15 protein-coding genes are annotated in these 18,685 nt (G+C 64.2%); 13 read left to right on the top strand and 2 right to left on the bottom strand.

Annotated elements, in window-relative coordinates; translation table 11 throughout:
• The first annotated feature begins 122 nt into the window (after nucleotides 1-122).
• Genes G3N59_RS31590 through G3N59_RS31580 form a run of 3 tightly spaced genes read left to right on the top strand, consistent with a single transcriptional unit; the run spans nucleotide 123 to nucleotide 4,653 of the window.
• Nucleotides 123-2,678 (top strand): EAL domain-containing protein, encoded by a 2,556-nt coding sequence (locus G3N59_RS31590; RefSeq protein ID WP_205986775.1) that lies wholly within the window; start codon nucleotides 123-125, stop codon nucleotides 2,676-2,678.
• 36 nt (nucleotides 2,679-2,714) lie between these two features.
• Nucleotides 2,715-3,023: a hypothetical protein gene (locus G3N59_RS31585; RefSeq protein WP_205986774.1), complete on the top strand. Its 309-nt coding sequence runs from the start codon at nucleotides 2,715-2,717 to the stop codon at nucleotides 3,021-3,023.
• Between the two features lie 13 nt (nucleotides 3,024-3,036).
• Nucleotides 3,037-4,653: a methyl-accepting chemotaxis protein gene (locus G3N59_RS31580; protein ID WP_205986773.1), complete on the top strand. Its 1,617-nt coding sequence runs from the start codon at nucleotides 3,037-3,039 to the stop codon at nucleotides 4,651-4,653.
• 26 nt (nucleotides 4,654-4,679) lie between these two features.
• Here the strand turns inward: G3N59_RS31580 and yfcF are convergent, their stop codons facing one another.
• Nucleotides 4,680-5,312, bottom strand: a complete 633-nt coding sequence (gene yfcF / locus G3N59_RS31575; RefSeq protein WP_241024537.1) for a glutathione transferase — start codon at nucleotides 5,310-5,312, stop codon at nucleotides 4,680-4,682.
• A 65-nt stretch (nucleotides 5,313-5,377) separates the two neighbouring features.
• Nucleotides 5,378-6,280 carry a LysR family transcriptional regulator gene (locus G3N59_RS31570; protein ID WP_205986771.1) on the bottom strand — a complete coding sequence of 301 codons (903 nt, stop codon included), beginning with the start codon at nucleotides 6,278-6,280 and terminating at the stop codon, nucleotides 5,378-5,380.
• Between the two features lie 173 nt (nucleotides 6,281-6,453).
• On the opposite strand from G3N59_RS31570, the gene G3N59_RS31565 reads away from it, so the two are divergent.
• From G3N59_RS31565 to G3N59_RS31520, 10 genes are all read left to right on the top strand, one after another.
• Nucleotides 6,454-7,230, top strand: coding sequence for a glucose 1-dehydrogenase (locus G3N59_RS31565; RefSeq protein ID WP_205986770.1), 777 nt, complete (start codon nucleotides 6,454-6,456; stop codon nucleotides 7,228-7,230).
• A 61-nt stretch (nucleotides 7,231-7,291) separates the two neighbouring features.
• The gene (locus tag G3N59_RS31560) at nucleotides 7,292-8,512 is read left to right on the top strand and encodes a YncE family protein (RefSeq protein WP_241024530.1); all 1,221 of its coding nucleotides are present in this window, start codon (nucleotides 7,292-7,294) and stop codon (nucleotides 8,510-8,512) included.
• 72 nt (nucleotides 8,513-8,584) lie between these two features.
• On the top strand, nucleotides 8,585-9,430 hold the full coding sequence (gene aroE, locus G3N59_RS31555; protein WP_205986769.1) for a shikimate dehydrogenase: 846 nt from the start codon (nucleotides 8,585-8,587) through the stop codon (nucleotides 9,428-9,430).
• Nucleotides 9,431-9,514: 84 nt separating this feature from the next.
• Nucleotides 9,515-10,939, top strand: a complete 1,425-nt coding sequence (locus G3N59_RS31550) for an MFS transporter (protein ID WP_241024528.1) — start codon at nucleotides 9,515-9,517, stop codon at nucleotides 10,937-10,939.
• A 336-nt stretch (nucleotides 10,940-11,275) separates the two neighbouring features.
• The gene (locus G3N59_RS31545; protein ID WP_205986768.1) at nucleotides 11,276-11,884 is read left to right on the top strand and encodes a sugar dehydrogenase complex small subunit; all 609 of its coding nucleotides are present in this window, start codon (nucleotides 11,276-11,278) and stop codon (nucleotides 11,882-11,884) included.
• Nucleotides 11,885-11,912: 28 nt separating this feature from the next.
• Nucleotides 11,913-13,562 carry a GMC family oxidoreductase gene (locus tag G3N59_RS31540; protein WP_205986767.1) on the top strand — a complete coding sequence of 550 codons (1,650 nt, stop codon included), beginning with the start codon at nucleotides 11,913-11,915 and terminating at the stop codon, nucleotides 13,560-13,562.
• A 3-nt stretch (nucleotides 13,563-13,565) separates the two neighbouring features.
• A complete protein-coding gene (locus tag G3N59_RS31535; protein ID WP_205986766.1) occupies nucleotides 13,566-15,056 on the top strand; it encodes a cytochrome c in 1,491 nt (496 codons plus the stop codon).
• Between the two features lie 32 nt (nucleotides 15,057-15,088).
• Nucleotides 15,089-16,273: a porin gene (locus G3N59_RS31530; RefSeq protein WP_205986811.1), complete on the top strand. Its 1,185-nt coding sequence runs from the start codon at nucleotides 15,089-15,091 to the stop codon at nucleotides 16,271-16,273.
• A 108-nt stretch (nucleotides 16,274-16,381) separates the two neighbouring features.
• A complete protein-coding gene (locus tag G3N59_RS31525; protein WP_205986765.1) occupies nucleotides 16,382-17,188 on the top strand; it encodes an IclR family transcriptional regulator in 807 nt (268 codons plus the stop codon).
• Nucleotides 17,189-17,567: 379 nt separating this feature from the next.
• Nucleotides 17,568-18,656 carry a phosphotransferase gene (locus G3N59_RS31520; RefSeq protein ID WP_205986764.1) on the top strand — a complete coding sequence of 363 codons (1,089 nt, stop codon included), beginning with the start codon at nucleotides 17,568-17,570 and terminating at the stop codon, nucleotides 18,654-18,656.
• Nucleotides 18,657-18,685 lie beyond the last annotated feature (29 nt).

The following is an 18,685-nucleotide window of genomic DNA, read 5'->3' as shown; positions in this document are numbered from 1 at the left end:
CGGCCTTTCAATTTCGCTCCCTCAATCCTAAGAACTTTGATCTAGATCATCCAATCACTGCCCCTCGCCTGCTAAGTTCATCGCATCTCAAAAAGACAAACACATGCGGTACGGGGCGCGACATGCAACACCACACGCTGGACGTCGAAATCGGGCGCCTTCTAACCGGGCCGCTGCTCGCCTGCGGACCCGACGTAACGATCCGCGAAGCCGCGCGCCTGATGGCCGCGCAGCGCTGCAGCGCGATCGTCGTCACCGAGGCGCAGCGCGCCGTCGGCATCTGGACCGAACGCGACGCGCTGGCGCTAGGCAGCCAGACCGCAGCCGCCACCTTGCCGATCTCCACCGCCATGAGTCAGCCGGTGCGTTCGCTGCCGGCCCAGACCAGCGCGCGCGAAGCCGCCGCATTGTTCGCGCGCGAAGGCATCCGCCATTGCCTGGCGGTCGATGAGGCGGGCAATCCGCTCGGCCTCGTCACGCAGACCGATCTCGTCATGAGTCAGGGGCCCGAGTGCTTCCTGCGTCTGCGCACGCTGGCCTGCGCGAAGCCGCCGCGCCCGCACTGCATCGACGCGCACACGCCGTTTGCCGAAGCCATGGCGCAGATGCGCGAGCGCCGCCTGAGCGCGATCGTCGTGCGCGACGCGGATGGCGGCCTCGGCATTCTCACCGAGCGCGACGTGGTGCAAGCAGTGGCGCAAGGCGCGCTCGAACAGCCCGACGAGCATGCGGAAACCGGCCCCGAAGTGGGCCATTACGCCAGCCGCCCGCTGCGCTCGCTCACGCATTCGCGCAGCCTCTATTCGGCGCGGCAATACCTGCTCGAACATCGCATGCGTCACGTGGGCGTGCTGGACGACGCGGGCGAACTGATCGGCCTGCTCGGTCTCGCCGATATCCTGCGCGACCTCGAACACGAATATGTGCGCGAACTGCAGGACGCGCTGCGCGAGCGCGATGACGCGCTGCTCGCCTCGCGCGCGAGTCTGCGTCTGGCCGATCAGGTCGTGCAATCGACGCTCGACGGCGTGATGATCACCGACCTTTCCGGCACCATCGAGCGCATCAATCCGGCCTTCACGCGCCTGACCGGCTACACGGAACGCGAGGCGATCGGCCGCAACGCGCGTTTGCTGGCTTCGGGGCGCCAGGGGCCGGCGTTCTACGCGACGCTCTGGCAAAGCATCGAAACCACCGGTCACTGGAAAGGCGAGATCTGGAATCGCCGCAAGGACGGCACGATCTTCCTCGAATACCTCACGATTTCCAGCATCCGCGATGCGCACGGCCGCTGCACCCATTACGCGGCGATCTTCGCGGATATCACGCAGCGCCGCGAAACTGAGGAGCGCCTCAGTTATCTCGCCACCCACGATGCGCTCACGGGTCTGGCGAATCGCACCTTGTTTACCGAGCGCATCGCTTTGTCGCTCGCTCGCGCCCGCCGCTCGGGCAAGCGCGTGGCGGTCATGTTTCTCGACCTCGACCGCTTCAAGCTCATCAACGACACCATGGGTCACGGCGTGGGCGACGAAGCGCTCACGGTGATCGCGCGGCGTCTGCGCGATTCGGTGCGCGAAACCGATACGGTCGCGCGGCTGGGTGGCGACGAATTCACGCTGCTGATCGAAGATATCGACGATATTCGCCATGTCGGCCGCATTGCGGAGACGCTGCTCACGACCGTGGCCGCGCCCATCCGTGCAGGAGAGCAGACACTTTTCGTCACGCCGAGCATCGGCATCAGCATGTTTCCGGACGACGCGCAAAGCGCGAAGCAACTGCTGATGCAAGCCGATCGCGCGATGTACGAAGCCAAGGACGCGGGCAAGAACAACTTCCAGTTCTTCGCCGCGCCCATGACGTCGTGCGCCATGGAGCGCATTCAACTCGAAACCGAATTGCACCGCGCGATCCACGCGAATGAATTGCTGCTGCACTATCAGCCTGAATTCGACGTCGAAAGCGGGCGATTTTCGAATGTGGAAGCGCTGGTGCGCTGGCAGCATCCGCAGCGCGGGCTCGTGCCGCCCGATCAATTCATTCCGATCGCGGAAGAGTCCGCGCTGATCGTGCCGATAGGCGCGTGGGTGTTGCGCGAGGCGTGCCGCCAGGCGCGCGCGTGGCTCGACGAAGGTTTCGACTTTGGCCGCATCTGCGTGAATCTCTCTGCGCGCCAGTGTCTGCATGACGGTTTCCTCACGCAACTCGCCAATATCCTCGCCGAAACCGGTTTGCCCGCAAACCGGTTGCAACTCGAACTGGTCGAGAGCATGGCGATGACATCGGCGAACGGCGGCATCGAGGCGCTGTTGCAGGAACTGGCGGCGCGTGGCATCAGCCTGGCCATCGACGATTTCGGCACGGGCTATTCGTCGTTCCGCTATCTGCAGAAATTGCCGGTGGATACGCTCAAGGTCGATCGCTCGTTTCTCGCGCAGATCGGGGACTCTGCGAGCGGCGATGGTTCCATCGTGCGCGCCATCGTGGCGATGGCAAAGTCGCTGGAAGTTTCCGTGGTGGCGGAAGGCGTGGAAACGCCGCAGCAATTCCAGTTTCTGCGCGATATCGGCTGCAATCGCGCGCAGGGATTCTTGCTCGCGCGTCCCGCACCCGCAGCAAGCATGCCGCGTGTCATGCCTGTTTTCGACGCTGCACGCGATACGGTTCAAATATAAGTAGTTCGTAATCCTGTTGATCTGGAGAGTGAAGACGTGACCACTCACGATGAGATGCTGCTGCGCTCGATGACGGCGCTCGTCAGCTCGCATGGCAAGGCCATTTCGCGTTTCGGCGCGAGCGTGGTCGTGATGAGCAAGTTTGCCGAAGCGGTGCTGCCGCAACTTTCGGCGCCGCAAATCGAGCGTACGGTCGAGGCGTTTCGCGCGCTGATCGGCGACGCGCTCGCGGTAGCCGACGATACCGACAAGAACGTGCTGCCCGGCGACTATCGCGCGACGCTGCTCGAACAAAGCAATGTGCTGTTGAACCGGCTGGGCAGCAACGCTGCTGCGCCACGCTGAAACGGGAGACGTCATGCGCAATCTGACGATTCGAAGCGGTCTGCTCGCGGTGCTCTGCACCTTCGCGGCAATGCTCGTCGTAGGCGCCGCGGTGGGCGTGCTGATGATCGGCCGCGCCGACGACGCTGCGCGCCGCGTGCATGAAGCGGCACGTGCATCCGCGCTCGCCGACGCATTGGGCCGCGACGCCGCGCAGGCGCAGGCGGCGCTCGCGCGCGGCTACGCGGCGCTGAAAGAGCAGAACGATACTTCTGCGCGCGACGGTGCGCTCGCCGAAGCGCGCAGTCTCATCGCCCAGGCATCGCATCAAGGCGACGCATTGCGCTCGGGCGCGAACGCGCGCACGGCGACGGCCTTGACCGGCACGCAGACAACACTCGCGGCCCTGCAAGGCAACGCCGCCGACGCGCTCGCACACGGCGATACATCGGCCTACGCCACGCTCGCTGGCGGCGACATCGCACACACGGCCGCCCAACTCAACGCCGAGATCGTCGCTTTCCATACCGATGCGGACGCAACGGTTCGCGCGACGCTTGCGCAAGGCGCGCGCGAACACGACTGGGTCATGGCGATGGTGGCGATCGGCCTTGCGGGCGCACTCGCGCTCGTCGTCGTCACGCATCTGGCGCTGCGCCGTCTCGTGACCGCGCCGCTTGCGGTGGCCGTCGATGCGCTCAACCAGATCGCCGCCAACGATCTTGCGGTGGCCATCGCGCCTGGCGGGCGCAATGAAATCGGCCAGTTGCTCGACGCCATGCGCCGCATGCAGGACGGCCTTTCGCTGACCGTGCGCAACGTGCGCGCGTGCTGCGACGCGATCAACACTGGCGCGCGCGAAATCGCCGCGGGCAATCTCGATCTGTCGAGCCGCACCGAGCAGCAATCGGCCTCGCTCGAACAGACGGCGGCGAGCACCGAGCAGCTGACGGCCACGGTGCGCCAGAACGCCGATCACGCCAACCAGGCGAGCGCGCTGGCCGCAGGCGCCGCCGACGTCGCGCAGCGCGGCGGACGCGTGGTTGAGGAAGCGGTGGAAACGATGGAGGCGATCACGCGCAGCTCGGGCAAGATCGCCGATATCACCGGCATCATCGACGGCATTGCGTTTCAGACCAATATTCTCGCGCTCAACGCGTCGGTCGAGGCCGCGCGCGCGGGCGAGCAGGGGCGCGGCTTCGCGGTGGTGGCGGGCGAAGTGCGCATGCTTGCGCAACGCAGCGCGGCGGCGGCGCGCGAGATCAAGTCGTTGATCGACGCTTCGGTGAAGGATGTGCGCGGCGGTCGCGCACGCGTCACCGAAGCGGGCGAGACGATGGCCGAAATCGTCGAGTCGATCGAAAAGGTTTCGGGCTTGATGAAGGAAATCGCATCGGCCACGGTCGAGCAGAGCGCCGGTATCGAGCAGGTCGAACAGGCCGTGACGCAGATGGATCAGGTCACGCAGCAGAATGCGGCGCTAGTGGAAGAGGCCGCTGCGGCCGCGGGCTCGCTCGAACAGCAGGCGAGCCAGATGGCCGAAGCGGTGGCAACGTTCCGCTTGCGCCCGGAAAGCGCTTCGGCGAAAGCGCGCGAAACGCGGGCGGGCGAGGGGGCGTGGGTTGAAGCGCAGCAGGTGGCGTTCGTTTGACGCTTCAACGCGCTAGCGCAAGGTAATCAGAGCGGCGGACGCTCCAGCGCCAGCCAGCGTTGCACGGTGGGACGCTGCCATTGGTGGCGCGCGTAATCGGCGAGCTTTTCTGGCACGGCATCGCCGTTCAGCACGAGCCGATTGAGCATCAGCGCGAGATCGACATCGGCGATGCACCATTCGCCGAACAGGTTCGGCTGGCCGTGCGAAAGCAGTGCTTCGCTGGCCGCAAAGAGTTTGCGCGCGGCATCCTGCGCGGCGGGGGAAAGCGGGGCTTCGACCGGCCGGTAAAACACCACTTCGGTCGAGCGCTCCGAGCGGATCGGCATCAGATCGCTGCGCAGCCAGGCCTGCACCTGACGCGAGCGCGCGCGGTCGCGGCGGTCTTCGGGATAGATCGCGGGTTCGGGAAAGACCTCGTCCAGATACTCGGTGATTGCGGATGATTCCGAAAGCGCGAAGCCGTCGTGAATCAGCGTGGGCACGCGCTGCGTGAGCGAGGTTGCAGCGAAACCGGGCGCGCGATTCGCCGCCTTGCCGAGATCGACGGTATGCAGCGTAAAGGGCAGCGACTTCTCATGCAGCGCCACGAATACCGACATCGCATAGGGGCTGGCGTATTGCGCGTCGGCGTAGAGTTCGAGTTTCGGCTGGGACAAAACGGTCTCCATTGAGCGTGATAACGTGGCGCGAATGACCACGGCCGGTCATCTTACGCCACGCGCTACGGCGTGACCGTTTCGCGTGCCTCCCGCGCACATTCCTCCATGACCTCCATCAAAATGCGCTTGGCGGGCGTGTCCAGATCGCGCCACGCAAGGCCAATACCGGTGCGATGATCGCGCAGATCCAGCGGCCGCGCGATTACCTTCGGCGGCAGCGCCATGGCCGCATGCTGAGGAATCACGCCGATCCCCAGCCCCGCTGAAATCAGCGCGAGCATGGTGGTGTATTCGCCGAGTTCCGCCGCAATCTCCAGCGACACGCGCTGCTGGCGAAACGCCACCAGCATTTCGTCGTAAAGCCCCGGCGCGTAGCGGCGCGCGAGCACGAAGGCGGCGCGCCCGCGCAGATCGGCGGGCCGAATCTGCGTCTTGCGGGCGAGTTCGTGATCCTCGGGCACGGCCACCACGAACGACTCTTCCATGACCAGGCGAATCTCCACGCCCGCGCCGCTTACCGGCAGGCGGATCAAGCCGAAGTCGAGCTTGCCGTCGTGCAGCGCCGCGATCTGCACGGGCGTGGGCATATCCTTGAGTTCGAGCGTGATCATCGGGTAACGCTCGTGCATGCGCCGCATCAGCGCGGGCAGCAGACGCGGCAGCACCGAAGAGACGAACGCCACCCGCAGCGTGCCGATTTCGCCGCGCGCGGAAAGCCGCGCCGTTTGCTCCGCGCGTGCCGCCTGATGGAGCGTCGCGCGCGCTTCGGGCAGGAAGGCCGCGCCGGTTTCAGTGAGCGTCACGCGATGACGATCGCGGTCGAACAGGCGCACCTCGAGCTCTTCTTCCAGCGCCTTGATCTGCATGCTCAAGGCGGGCTGCACGATGCAAAGACGCTCGGCCGCGCGGCCGAAATGCAGTTCTTCGGCAAGCGCTACAAAGGCGCGCAGATGTTTCAGTTCCATGGCGATTTCCGCATTGCTCGGGCGTGGTTATCACGCTTCATGATAACAAGGTCATGAAAGACTATTGGCTCGGGCGCGCAGAATGCGGTCAACTCACGAGGAATACACCAAAGCCATGCGCAACGCGCGGTGCGGGCGTTCATCGCCTTAAAAGCCGCGCGACGCAAACCACAATGACGAACGAGACACTCCGCCTGTTTGGCCTGCAAGGCCGCCGCGCCCTGGTGACGGGTTCGGGACGAGGCATTGGCCTTGCGCTGGCTGGCGGCCTGGCCCGCGCGGGCGCAGCGCTGGTCATCAACGGACGCAATCAGGCTCAGGCCGCCGAGGCAGCCGCACGTTTGCGCGACGAAGGCTTCGAAGCCGATATCGCCGTATTCGACGTGGCCGACCCGCAAGCCGTCGCGCGCGCCGTCGATGCCGTCGAGGCGAATCTGGGCCCCATCGACATTCTCATCAATAACGCCGGCATCCAGCGCCGCGCGCCGCTCGACCAGTTCGCCGCAAGCGACTGGAATGAGTTGATGCGCGTGAATCTGGACGGCGTTTTCCACGTTTCGCAGGCCGTTGCGCGCCATATGCTCGCGCGCGGGCGCGGCAAGATCATCAATATCAGTTCGGTGCAGAGCGCGCTGGCGCGGCCCACGATCGCGCCTTATGCGGCGTCCAAAGGCGCACTGCGCATGCTCACGCAAGGCATGTGTGCCGATTGGGCCGGGCGTGGCATTCAGGTCAACGCGCTGGCGCCGGGCTACTTCGCAACCGATCTCAATCGCGCACTCGTGGACGACCCTGAATTCAGCGCGTGGCTGTGCAAGCGCACACCTGCGGGCCGTTGGGGCCGTGTCGAGGAACTATGCGGCGCTGCTGTATTTCTCGCGTCCAATGCGTCGGATTTCGTGAACGGGCAGACGCTGTTCGTCGATGGCGGGCTCACGAGCGTGGTGTGACGAAACACGGGAAATACCGGAAGCACTGCGAACACAGCTTGAAACACGCAAGGATGAAACAATGAAGTCGATCTCTTCCACCCAACGCACGAATACGCCGAAAACGAAGCCGCGGCGCACGCTCGCGAGCCTCGCTCTCGCGCTGACGCTCGGCACGGCGGCGCATGCCACGCTGGCCGCCGACTGGATCGTATCGGGTAACGACGGCAAGTATCAACGCGTGGAAGGGCGCGATACCTGGCTGGCGAATTCGCCGCCCGATACGCTTACGCTGCTCGATGCGAGCCATTTTCCGCCGCAGGTCAAGGCCACGGTGGAGGTCGAAAACGGCATTCAGGGTCCGCCGCAAGCTGTGGCTGTGACGCCCGATGGCGCGCTTGCGCTCGTAGCCGCACCCACGCGTTACGACGAAGCCGCAAAGAAACTGCTGATGGACTCATTCCTTCAGGTGGTCGATTTGCATGCCACGCCGCCTTCGGTTACGCGCATCGATCTGGGCATGCATCCGCAAGGCATCGCCATCGACCGTAGCGGACATCTCGCACTCGTGACCGGCGTGGATGGTCGCGTCGCCGTGGTGCAGATCAACGGCACGAACGTGAAGATCGCAGACTGGCTCAAGCTTGGCGAAAAGCGTCTTGCCGGTGTGAGTTTTACGCACGATGGCCGTCATGCGCTGGTGTCGCTGCGCGACGAACAGGGCGTGGCCGTGCTCGACGTGAACGACGGTCATGTGACTGATTCTGGCGTGCGTCTTTCGTCGGGCGTGGCGCCGTACACCATCGATGTGTCGAGTGACGGCAAGTGGGCCGTGGTGAGCGACGTGGGTCTGGCCGGCCTGCCCGGCTACGCAGGCAAACTCGCAGGCGATGCGGATGCGATCACGCTCATCGACGTTTCGCACGAGCCGTTCCGCGCCGTGCAGCATCTCACGGTGCCGTCGCTGCCCGAAGGCGTGGCGATCTCGCCCGATGGCCGCTGGATCGGTGTGCAGGCGATGGACGGCTCGAACCTCACAGCGGATAACCCGGGCCGTCACGCGCGCGGCAAGGTGGTGCTGTTCGAGATCCGCAATGGCGTGGCGCATCAGGTTGCCGAAGCGCCGGGCGGCGAGGCCGCGCAAGGCATCGTCTTCACGGCGGACAGCAAGTATCTGATCGTGCAGTTCAACGTCGAGCATCAACTGGCGCTTTATGCCGTGAATAACGGCCACTTGCGCGATACCGGCAAGCGGATCGAGATCAAGGGCGGTCCTTCGTCATTGCGCACGACACCGCGCTAAAAGCGTCCCGCGAAGAGATAAAACAATAAAGCTGACTCACTTATAGCCATTCCGACTTTTCTACTTTCGACCATGCCACATTCGATACCGGTACTTTGCGGCTCGCTAGCAGGCCAGCCGTTTACCTTCAACGTGAAAGTGCATAACGCCGCTTATCGCACGCTTGGGCTCGATTACACTTTTGTGAGCTTTGGTGTGGACGACGCGCCGCTCGCCATCCAGGCCATTCGCACGCTCGGTATTCGTGGCATGAACGTGACGATGCCGCATAAGCAGGCGGTCATTCCGTATCTGGATGCGCTCGATGAAACGGCGCGCGAGATCGGCGCGGTGAACACCATCGACAATCGATCGGGACAGCTAACTGGTTACAACACCGATTGCGTCGGCGCTGTGCGTGCGCTTGAAGAGGTCACCAGCTTGCCGGGCAAGCGTATCGCGCTGCTGGGCGCAGGCGGCGCGGCGCGCGCGATTGCGTGGGGTGCGAAGCGCGCCGGTGCGAACCTGACCGTGTTCAATCGCACGGCGCAGCGCGGTCAGGCACTGGCCGAGGCCTTCGGTCTGCGTTTTGGCGGCGCGCTAGAGGACTTCGATCCGCATGCTTTCGATGGCGTAGTCAATGCCACGGCGGCTGGCTTTCGTGCGCCGGATGCCAGCCCGCTGGCGGCGCGGCAACTGGCTTCGCATCTCTTTGTGATGGACGCGGCGTTCCTGCCGGTGCAAACGCGTCTGATCCGCGATGCGGCCGCGGCGGGTTGCGCGACGGTCGACGGCACACGCATGTTGCTGCATCAATTCTGCGGACAAATCGAGCTTTACACGGACCGGCCCGCGCCGTTCGAGGCGATGCGCACGGCGCTGCTCGATGAAATCGAGCGAGTCGAGCGTGTTGCGCAGGCCGAACGCGCCGCCGCCTGACGAGGCAATGCGTCCGGCAGCCCGCGTCAGACGGGCGCCGGAGGGAAGCCGCAAACGGCTCCACCTGCATGTACAGGAGTGGACATGGAAGGAGACAATATGAAGCATCAATCGATTGCCATCGACGGCACAGGGGCGCGTGTGAATCCGCACACGAATGAGCGCGCAACGCAGGACCGCGCAACGCAGACCCAGGTCAGCTCGGCCGATCTTTATCGCGCGGCCTGGGCGGCGTCGATCGGCAGCGCGCTCGAGTATTACGACTTCGCGCTTTATAACCTCGCATCCGCGCTGATTTTCGGTCCGCTGTTCTTTCCGTCGAGCGACCCTGCGCTCGGATTGATTGCCAGCTTCGGCGCCTATTTCATCGGCTTTGCGATCCGGCCGGTGGGCGGCATCCTGTTCGGCGCGCTGGGCGACCGCTACGGGCGCAAGTTCGTGCTGATGGCGACGATCCTGCTGATGGGCGTGGCGAGCACGCTGATCGGCGTGTTGCCCACTTATGCGAGCGTGGGCATCTGGGCGCCGGTTCTGCTGGTGGGCTGCCGTTTGCTGCAAGGTCTGGGTGCGGGCGCGGAGCAGGCGGGTGCCGCCGTGCTGATGGCCGAATTCGCGCCGCCGCAACGGCGTGGTTACTTCGCGGCGCTGCCGTTCATGGGCGTGCTGCTCGGCACGGTCATGGCGGCGGCGATCTATTTCGCGCTGGTGCGTGTCGAGGATATTTCGCAAACGCCGCTCTGGCGCGTGCCGTTCCTGCTGAGCGCGGTGATCATTGCCGTGGCGGTGTGGATTCGGCTGCGTCTACGTGAATCGCCCTCGTTCGCGCGGCTCGAAGCGCGCCAGCAGGTAAAGGAGAGCCCGCTGCGCCACTTGATGCGCAATTCGAAGCCCACCGTGCTCAAGGTGATCGGCCTGCGCATGGCCGAGAACGGCGGATCGTCGATTTATCAATCGCTGGCGATCAGCTATATCGCTACGGCAACCGGCCTGAAAGGGCAGATCGGGCCGCTTGCGCTGCTGTTGGCGGGGGCGTCCGGCGCTATCGTGATTCCGCTGGCAGGACTCCTTAGCGATCGTATCGGGCGCGTGCGAAGCTACCGTATCTTCGCGGTTTATCAGCTTGTTCTGGCGTTTCCGACCTGGTGGGTGCTGAGTCTGGGCAACGCCACGGCCAGCATCGCCATGCTTTGTGTGTCGCTCGCGGGCGTCTGGGGCATGTTCGCGACGCAAGGCGCGCTGCTGCCCGAATTGTTCGGCGCGCAGCATCGCTATGCGGGCGTGGCGGTGGGGCGCGAATTATCGGCGGTGGTGGCGGGCGGTATTGCGCCGCTGGTGGGCGCGTCGATCATCGCGTGGGCCACGACGCATTGGGGCGCGGGGCACGGCACGGTGCTCGCGTGGATTCCGCTCGCCAGTTATGTCGCAGTCCTGAGCTTGATCGGCGTGCTGACGACCTTCCATATTCCCGAAACGCGCGGCCGCAATCTCGACGATTTGAACGACGCCTGATCACCTTTTCCTGATTTGCATACGCGAAAACGGCGGCCAGATTGGCCGCCGTTTTGCTTTTGCCGCAGCCGGTTCTGTGTGCGACTTCCTGCGTTTCTCCCTGCGATCGATCCCCTAAAAAATCTTCACGTGGAGATTTATTGCAAATTTCGCAACGGTTCTCTGCTTGACGAAGTTATGGAACCGGTTCCATAATTCGCGCCGCTTCAGATCGTCGCACCCCTGCGCGCTCGCAACAGGCGGGTGGCGCAGTTTTACGCGCGGTCGCGGGCATCGTTGGGGCAGTGCCGCGCGGCGTCGGGTCGTGCGGGCAGCGCCGCGTAACCATTCAGGAAAATGCAAAAGATCACCTCGTCGTTTGCCGGTGACGTCACGCCAGGCGCGCGTCATAACGCTCGCCGCCGCACCGTGCTCAAGACCCTCGTGGCCGCGCTGACGCACGCAGGCTTTCTCGCCGTCGCGCCGCGCGCCTTCGCGGGCGCGCCGTTTGCCGCTGCGGATTTCGTCGCCGTTTCGCAGGCGCTCACCGGTCACCGGAATCTGGACGCGGACATCGGCGCACGACTCTTTACCGCACTAAGCGATGCCGACCGCGGTTTCGCCGCGCGCGCCGCCGCGCTCGCGCAGCGCATGCACGCCGGTCAGACGCCGCAGCAACTGCTCGACAGCGCCGACGAAGCGCATCTGCGCGACACGGCGCTCGCCATCGTCACGGCCTGGTACACGGGCACGGTCGGCCACGGCACGAAAGCCGTGATGGTGACTTACGCGAATGCGCTGATGTACGGCACGGTCGGTGACGGCATGAGCCCGCCCACGTACTGCGCAAACGGCCCGCTCTGGTGGACCGCCGCGCCGCCGCCCGCCGATGTCGCGCCGCCTGCGGTTGCCGCCGCGCGCCGCGCCCAGGCGGCCCAGCACGCCACCGCCCACCGATCCGCCTAAGCCTTCGCGCACCCAACCCGCATACCCCATGCAAACACCCGTATTTGAAGCGAATGGCGATGTCACGGCCGATATCGTGATCGTCGGTTCCGGCGTGGTCGGCGCCCTGATCGCCGATCAACTCGTCAGCGAAGGCCATTCCGTGCTGATGCTCGAAGCCGGTCTGCGCATCGAACGCGCGCAGGCCGTGGAGAACTGGCGCAACATGCCGTTCGACAATCGCGTTGGCTCCGATTTTCAGGGCCTTTATCCGCAGGCCGAACACGCGCCCGCGCCGCTGTACTTCCCGAAGAACGATTACGTGGGCCTGAGCGGCCCGGACGGCAAGAGCTTCCAGCAGGGTTATCTGCGCACCGTGGGCGGCACGACCTGGCACTGGGCCGCTTCGTGCTGGCGCCATCTGCCGGTGGACTTCCGCATGCAGTCGACTTACGGCGTGGGCCGCGACTGGCCGATTCCGTACGACGAACTGGAGCCGTACTACTGCCGCGCCGAAGAGCAACTGGGCGTGGCCGGTCCCAACGATCCCGCGATGCAGTCGCCCACCGAGCGCAGCCGCCCGTATCCGATGGACATGGTGCCCTGGGGCCACGGCGACAAGCGTTTCGCGGAGATCGTCAACGCGCACGGCTATCACTCGATTCCCATTCCGCAGGCGCGCAGCACGCGACCGTGGAACGGTCGCCCAACTTGTTGCGGCAACAACAATTGCCAGCCGATCTGCCCGATCGGCGCGATGTATAACGGCATTCATCATGTGCAGCGCGCGGAGCACAAGGGCGCGCATGTGCTCGCCGAATCGGTGGTGTATCGCATCGACACCGATGCCAATAACCGCATCACCGCCGTGCATTGGTACGACAAGGCGCGTAAATCGCACAAGGCCAGCGGCAAGCGTTTCGTGCTCGCCTGCAACGGTATCGAAACGCCGCGTCTGCTGCTGCTCGCCGCCAACGAGCGCAATCCGAACGGCATTGCGAATTCGTCGGATCATGTGGGCCGCAACATGATGGATCACTCGGGTTTTCACTGCACGTTCCTCGCGAACGAGCCGATGTGGCTTGGCCGTGGTCCTGCGCAGAGCAGTTGTATCGTCGGGCCGCGCGATGGCGATTTCCGCGGGCAGTATTCGGCGAACAAGATGATTCTGAATAACATCTCGCGCGTCGGTCCGGCGACGCAACAGGCGCTCAAGCTCGGCCTGGTCGGCAAGGAACTCGACGATGAGATTCGCCGCCGCGCGATCTATGGCGTCGATCTTTCGATCAGCCTGGAACCGCTGCCCGATCCGGACAACCGCCTCACATTGAGCAAGACGCGCGTGGACCCGCTCGGCCTCGCCTGCCCGGATATTCACTACGATGTGGGCGATTACGTACGCAAGGGCGCGGAAGCGGCGCACAAGCAGCTCGAGCATATCGGCAGCCTGTTTAATGCCGTGGAATTCAATATCACGACCGCGCTCAACGCGAACAATCACATCATGGGCGGCACCATCATGGGTGCGAGCGCGAAGGATTCGGTCGTCGATGGCAACTGCCGCGCGCACGATCACGACAATCTCTGGCTGCCGGGCGGCGGCGCCATGCCTTCCGCTTCGGTCGTAAATACGACGCTCTCGATGGCCGCACTCGCCATCAAGGCGGCCGATTCGATCTCGGCCAGCTTGAAGGGGTAAGCCATGAGGATTGCTGATCAAATTGGCGCGCGCGTGAAGCGCGCCGCTGTAGTCGTGCTCGCAGCAGCGGGATTGATGGGCGCGATGCAATTCGCCAGCGCGCAAACGCCCGATACCAACGACGCCGATCCCGCGTTGATCGCGAAAGGTCATCAGCTTGCGGTCGCGGCGGACTGTATGGCGTGCCATACCTCGGTGAATGGCGGCAAGCCGTTCGCGGGCGGTTACGGTATTGCATCGCCAATGGGCACGATCTATTCGAGCAATATCACGCCGTCGAAAACGGCGGGAATCGGCCGCTATACGGAAGTGCAGTTTGCACGGGCCTTGCGCGAAGGCGTGCGCGCGGACGGCGCGCATCTCTATCCGGCCATGCCCTATACGTCGTACACGGGGCTGACCGATGACGATGTGCACGCGCTTTACGCCTACTTCATGCATGGCGTCGAGCCTGTGGATCAAGCCGCGCCGCAAACGAAACTGCCGTTCCCGTTCAGCGTGCGGGCTTCCATGGCGGCGTGGAATACGCTGTATCTGCACGATCGACGCTTCGCGCCGGACCCGCAGCACGACGCGCAATGGAACCACGGCGCGTATCTCGCCAACGTGCTGGCGCATTGCAGTGCCTGCCACACGCCGCGCAACTTCATGATGGCCGAGGACGCGAAGCAGGATCTGGGCGGTGCACAACTGGGCGCATGGTACGCGCCGAACATCACCTCGGATGTGGTGAGCGGGATCGGCGCATGGAGCGACGCGGAACTCGTGAGCTACCTGAAAACCGGTCGCGCGCCGGGCAAGAATCAAGCAGCGGGGCCGATGGCGGAGGCGGTGCAGAACAGCCTGCAATATCTCTCCGATGACGATCTTGCCGCCATCGTCGTGTATCTGCGCAGCACCACGCCAATTCGCGATCCGCACGAGACGAAGCCGGCGTTCGCCCATGGCGCGTCGGCGAGCGTCGAAACCGGCTTGCGCGGCATGCAGCCGTATAACGCCAACGGCACGCTCACGACGGGCGCTGCACTCTTTAGCGGCTATTGCGCGAGTTGCCATCGCGTGGACGGCAAGGGCAGCCCGAGCCAGGCGTATCCGTCGCTGTCTGCCAATACGGCTACGGGCTCGCTCAATCCGTCGAATCTGGTGGCGACGATGCTTTACGGCGTGGACCGGGAAACCGGCGGCCAGCATGTGCTGATGCCGAACTTCGGCGAAGAGTCGTACGTGCAGCCGCTGACCGACGAACAGATTGCATCGATTGCCAATTACGTGCTCGCACAATACGGCAACGCCGATGTGCACGTGTCGGTCGAAGACGTGGCGATCGCGCGCAACGGCGGCCCGCGTCCGCTGCTCGCGCGCCTGCAACCGGTGATGGTGCCGGGCGGCATTCTCGTGGCGTTGCTGGTGATCGGCCTGCTGATCAGCGTCGTGCGGCGTGGGCGACGCCGTGTCACTGCATCGGCTGAAGCATCGCAGGTCGAGAAGGTATGACGGTGTTCGAAACGGGCACGCGCAGGCTGGCGATGTTCGCGATGTGTGGTGGCGCGGCAGCGTTTTCGGGCGCTGCAGCCGCACAGGGCAGCATCACGCTTTCGGGTATCGTCGATGGCGGCTTCGGCTATAGCAGCAATGTGCGCGTGGCGCAGACGGCGGGCGCGGCGGGGGCGCCGGTCGCGTACGCCGGCCGTCCGGTCTATGGTTTCCAGAGCGGGACGTGGAACGGCGACCGCTGGCGCCTGATCGGTTTCGAAGACCTGGGCGCGGGCCGCAAGGCGCTGTTCTACTTCGAAAACGGCTTCAATCTGGGCACGGGCGCAGCGGGACAGAGTGGCAGGCTATTTGGTCGGCAGTCCTACATGGGAATCGCTGGCGAACGTCTCGGCACGATCACGCTGGGCCGCCAATACGATGCAATCGTCGATATGGTCGGCGCGATCGGGCCAACCAGTTTTCTGACTGGCATGGCTGCGCATCCCGGCGATATCGACAATGTCGATAACAACGCGCGCATCAACAGCTCGATCAAATACGCGAGCCCGCGCCGATACGGCCTGCAATTCGAAGCGGTCTACGGTTTTGGCGGCGAAGCGGGCAGCATTGCAGCGCGCAATGCGTGGAGCGTCGGGCTGGCGTATCGCAATGGTCCGTTCAATCTTGGCGCAGCGTATTTGCATGCCAGTAGCGATCCGTCACAAGGCACGTGGAATGGGAGCTATGACGGCTTCTATTCTTCGTCGATCAACGAAGGGTTTGCGTCCGCGGCGCGGCTCGATGTGTTCGCCGCCGCAGCGTCGTATCGCTATGAGGCGTTGACGGCCGGACTCAACTGGAGCAATGCGCGCTACAACGGTGGCGCGGGTTCGCTATTCGCCGGCAGCGCGATCTTCGACACCGCACAGGCAACGTTGAGCTGGCAGGCTACGGCGGCGCTACGCGTGGCGGGCGGCTATGGTTATACGCATCGCAGTTCGGTGGGCGCAGCCGGGCGCGCGCAGTATCACGAGTTCAATCTCTCGGCGTTCTATGCGCTGAGCAAGCGCACCTGGCTCTATGCGCTCGCGGGCTATCAACTGGCGAGCGGCGCCACGCTCGACGCGTGGGGCAATCCGGTGGCGGCGACCGCATCGCTGGGCGATGTGTCGAATGGGGCGTTGTCGGCGAATGGGCGGCAAGTAGTGGCGCGTATCGGCTTGCGGCAATTGTTCTAGGGGTGAGCCCGCGATTAGGGTGGCCCACCCATTGACGCCGCCAGTCGATTTTGCGATACAGAATATAATTTCGCGATCCCACCGCGACCATTATTTCCCACTATTGCAATGTCCGACACCGCGCAGAAGCCGGCCCGAGCAAGCGCTCACAAGGAAGATCGCCACTTCGTCACCGCACTTGCACGCGGGCTCGACGTCCTCGCCTGTTTTCGTGGCGGCGATACGGCGCTGACCAACCAGGAAATCGCCCAGCGCTGCAAGCTGCCCCGATCCACCGTCTCGCGGCTGACGATGACGCTCACGAAACTGGGCTATCTGATTCATCTGGACGACACCGGGCGCTATCGTCTGGGCACGGCCTGTCTTGCGCTCGGTAGTTCGATGCTCGCGCGCCTGGACGTGCGCAAGCTGGCGCGGCCCATGATGCAGGAGCTTTCGGAGTTCTCGGGCGGCACCGTTTCGCTGGGCGTGCGCGACCGCCTTTCGATGCTGTATATCGAGAGCTGCCGCAGCACGGCGGCGCTGGCGCTGACGCTCGACGTGGGTTCGCGCATTCCGCTGGCGACTTCGGCGATTGGGCGCGCGTGGCTCGCCGCCGTGCCCGCGCGTGAACGCGAGGACGTGATGGAGCAGATTCGCGAACTCGACGATGTGGCGTGGCCGGCCGTGCGCCGCGGCATCGAGCAGGGCGTGAGCGATCACGCGGAACTGGGCGTGACCTGTTCGTTCGGCGAATGGCAGAAGGATGTCAATGGCATTGCGCGTGCGTTCGAACCGGGCGGCGGCCTGCCGGTGATGGCAATCAACGTGGGCGGACCTTCCTTTTCGCTTACACAACAATTCCTGCTCGACGAAGTGAAACCGCGTCTGTTGCAGATGATCGCCCGGCTTGAGGCGGCCATCGCGGGTCAATAAGCGTAGAGGGCGCGGGCTGCATGCTCGCGCTTTTTTTGCTCAATATGATTAGTCATCCGTATTAAATGCGGTGTACTTGCGACTAAAGCAGCGTGGTGCCTAAACATACGTGATTTCCGCATGGCGGAATTCGCAGGCTATGTCGCATGCGCGATGAGTCGCGCAACACCGCTTCATCCGAGAACACTGGCGCTCATTTCGCATCGCTGCCAGTGGGGTTTTTCCCAATCTTTCAAGCCACATCGGTGCTTTACAGCACCTTGGCCTCCGCGTTAGCATTTCTGCAGTGCAGAATTCATGATCGCTTTGCAGAATCATCTAACGACGGCGCAATACCGCGAATCAGCGGCTGAACCGTCCACGGAGGCCTGTCGATTTCATGAGTATCGATCTTCAGTCGAGCTTTAGCGGGACGCGTCCTGTCGCGCCCGCGCACGCTTTCGACGTCGCGCGTCTGGGGCAATGGATGCGCGAACACGTTGACGGTTTTAGCGGCGAAATCCGCGTCGAGCAGTTCAAAGGCGGTCAGTCCAATCCCACCTTTCTGCTCGAAGCGACGGGCGCGCGCTATGTGTTGCGACGCAAGCCGCCCGGTACGCTGCTGCCTTCCGCGCATGCTGTGGAGCGTGAATATCGCGTGATTCGCGCGCTCGAACACACTGAGGTGCCCGTCGCCAAAGCCTATGCGCTTTGCGAGGACGCCGCGGTGATCGGCACGCCGTTCTATCTGATGGAGTATGTAGAGGGCCGCATCTTTTGGGACGCGGCGCTGCCCGATATGACGCGCGAAGCGCGCGGCGCGATCTTTGGCGAGATGAATCGCGTGATTGCCGCGCTGCATTCCGTCGATCCCGACGCAGTGGGGCTGAGCGACTACGGCCGCGCGGGCAACTATATCGAGCGGCAGGTGGCGCGCTGGACGCGCCAGTATCGCGCTTCGGAAACCGAGCGTATCGATGCCGCCGATCGCCTGATCGACTGGCTGCCCAAACACGTTCCCGCAGGCGACGAGCGCCGCATCGTGCACGGCGATTACCGGCTCGATAACGTCATCTTTCATGCGCGCGAACCGCGCGTTCTTGCCGTGCTCGACTGGGAGTTATCGACGATCGGCAATCCGCTGGTCGACTTCGCCTATCACTGCATGATCTGGCATATGCAGGCCGGTGCGCGGCGCGGGCTCGTCGGCCTCGATCTCGTTGCGCTCGGCATTCCCGACGAAGAGACCTATTTGCAGCGCTATCTGGCAACCGTTGCGCGCGCATCGAATGCTGCCGTCCCGGAAGCGGACTGGGGCTACTACCTCGTTTTCAACATGTTCAGACTGGTGGGCATTCTGCAGGGCGTGATGGCGCGCGCACTGCAAGGCAACGCATCGAATGCGCTCGCGCTCGAAACCGGGCGGCGCACGCGCCCGCTCGCGGAACAGGCGTGGGCACTCGCACGCGCGGTCGATGCCATGCGCTAGTAAGGCGCGCGCATTCCCGTATTTATTCA

This window comes from Paraburkholderia sp. Ac-20340, from assembly GCF_017104965.1.
Classification (GTDB): Bacteria; Pseudomonadota; Gammaproteobacteria; order Burkholderiales; family Burkholderiaceae; genus Paraburkholderia.
Note: the sequence above shows the minus strand (reverse complement) of the source record. Positions and strands in the feature narration are given on the sequence as shown.